The following is a 242-nucleotide window of genomic DNA, read 5'->3' as shown; positions in this document are numbered from 1 at the left end:
ATATTTGTGCTGGTCGCCACAGGTGGGCTGATGGGGGCCGATGAGCTTGGTCGTGTTGTGGTGCGCGCCTTTGATTGTCTCTATTTTCATAACAGAGATGGCGACCGTGTTGGCTTGCAGGGCCACAACGGCGCCGGAAAAAGTACCTTGCTTCGTCTGCTAAGAGGGGCCCATGAGCCTTCATCAGGTGATGCGGTTAGGGCCGGTGAAGTGGGGTCATTGATTGAAATATCATTGGGGTT

1 protein-coding gene is annotated in these 242 nt (G+C 54.1%); it reads left to right on the top strand.

The genetic code is table 11. From position 1 onward, the window contains the following. Nucleotides 1–242, top strand: a 242-nt coding sequence (locus KVT28_RS26395) for an ATP-binding cassette domain-containing protein (protein WP_217551253.1), incomplete at both ends; no start/stop codon positions are given.

Source organism: Pantoea sp. GbtcB22 (assembly GCF_019091025.1).
Taxonomy (GTDB): Bacteria; Pseudomonadota; Gammaproteobacteria; order Enterobacterales; family Enterobacteriaceae; genus Pantoea; species Pantoea leporis.
This window is presented reverse-complemented; position numbering and strand designations above follow the sequence as displayed.